Genomic DNA, 1,497 nt, shown 5'->3' with positions numbered 1-1,497 from the left:
TGAACTGTGCCCTATAAAATGGACAGTCTAAAAAAAGACCTATAGTTTAAACAGCTAAAAGATGGCTCCCGTATTGTGCGGGAGTCATTCTATTTAGGCTCCATTGATAACGATTTATATTGTATTCCTCTATGTATTCTTCAATGATGAGGGATAACTCCTCAAATGTTTGACACTCTGAATAATCCACTTCATCTTTAAAATGACCAAAGAATGATTCCATGGGGGCATTATCCCAACAATTTCCCTTCCGGGACATAGATTGTATGAGACCTAGTTTCTTTACTCGCTGTTGAAACTCAGGGTGTGTATAATGAACACCTTGATCTGAATGAATCATCGATTCAGGATAAAACAGTTCATTCACTGAATCGGCGAGTTTTTCCAATGTCCGATAAACAAGGTCCATCTTGAGGCTTTTGGATAAGTGATAGGCAACGATTTCCCGTGTAACAGAGTCTTTGACGCAAGAAAGATAAGCTGGCTGTCCAGAACCATAATAGACGTAAGTGATATCTGTAAGAAAAGTTTTCCTTGGTTCTCCTTGGTTAAATCTCCTATTTAAGAGGTTTGGAACGACTTTATGCTCATGAGTGGCTTTTGCCATTTTCTTATAAGGATTCGCTTGGCGAATTCTTGGCTTTAGGTTGAACTTATTCATAAGACGCCGAATTTTCTTGTGGTTCATCGTGACAAAAAAATCGTTCTCTAAAATCATTTTGATAGTGAGGGCGCCAGCCTTCTTCTTCTTTCCTTCAAATACTTTGTTAATGAGTTCATAATCCTGCCAATCTTTCTCTTCGAGATTTAATCGGATACTTTCTGCCTGCAGCCACGCATAATATCCACTACGACTAACTTCTGCCATTTCACAAAAATATGAAACCATATTCGTAAGACTATATCTACGAATGATTTTTTCAATTAACATGAATGTTTCATTCTTTGTTATTTTTTCTTCTTCGATGCCTGCCTTTCTAGTTCGTCTAGCTTTTTTAGGAATTCAAGCTCTGCCTCTAAATATTTAATACGTGCCTCTGCTTTCTTTAACTGATTCTCCTGTGTATCAGACTTGGATTTCATTCTCTCTCCATTGGCTTTCCCACGACGCTCCGTATAGAATCCATCCACCCCATATTGTTCAAATACTTTTCTCCAGCGCTTTAAGCAGCCTTTTGGCTTATCTGATCCAATCATGGCTAAATCAAATCCATGTTCGATAAAGATTTGTGTAGGTGACTTTCCTGCTTTATTTTCTTTAACAGCCTTTACTTTGAAATCAGGATGATAAGCAATTGAACGCTCGGACACTTGTTTCACATGTGGATTATTCTCTAATCGTTTTATTTGAAATTCATTAAAAATAATTTTACTCATTGTTACTTCCTCCGCCCAACTATCTTAAATTGATTATAAACGGGGTTTTAATATGAGGACATAGAAAAACCCCGAATAAGGGACTTTTTTTATCGTGTCCATTATTCGGGGTATAGTTCA

The 1,497-nt window shown here is 37.1% G+C and carries 1 protein-coding gene; it reads right to left on the bottom strand.

Annotation, left to right across the window (positions count from 1 at the left end; translation table 11 throughout):
* Nucleotides 1–46: 46 nt before the first annotated feature.
* Nucleotides 47–1,377 (bottom strand): IS3 family transposase gene (locus ACIQXN_RS21510; protein WP_402971610.1). Its coding sequence is split into 2 segments (ribosomal slippage): nt 47–1,005 and nt 1,005–1,377, totalling 1,332 coding nucleotides; the frame shifts between segments, so codons are not numbered across the junction.
* Nucleotides 1,378–1,497: the final 120 nt, after the last annotated feature.

This window comes from Peribacillus sp. NPDC097295 (genome assembly GCF_044761665.1).
GTDB lineage: Bacteria > Bacillota > Bacilli > Bacillales > DSM-1321 > Peribacillus.
This window is presented reverse-complemented; position numbering and strand designations above follow the sequence as displayed.